This window comes from Bacillus sp. AC266, assembly GCF_979253805.1.
The window spans coordinates 1-290 of the sequence record NZ_CEEDEC010000038.1; the positions used below are offsets into that span (position 1 = coordinate 1).

1 protein-coding gene is annotated in these 290 nt (G+C 59.0%); it reads left to right on the plus strand.

Features of this window, described 5'->3' with window-relative positions; genetic code table 11:
• The coding region (locus tag AC0IXC_RS29175; protein ID WP_471653718.1) for a hypothetical protein at nucleotides 1-288 on the plus strand (288 nt) is incomplete at its 5' end.
• Nucleotides 289-290: the final 2 nt, after the last annotated feature.

Consider the following 290-nt stretch of genomic DNA (forward strand, 5'->3'; position numbering starts at 1 on the left):
CTGTACAATATCGTATTTCGGTACATGCACTTCTTGCTCCAGTTTTCGGAGCTGTACGCCCAGGTGCCTGATGCCGTCGAGCACCCTGTCCGCACCCGCGATTGGTCTACGAGTGTGATGCGACTCAGTCACGACACGACGGTCGCGTTTTGGCAGCTTGATCACCACCTGGCGCTTCTCGCCGTCGTCCACACCAATGTGCAACTGCGCAACGCCACCATTCTCGACTACAACCTCGGCCTGTTCCGTGACGCGGTGGCGCAACTGGCCGCCTTGGCTCGCTCGTAGAT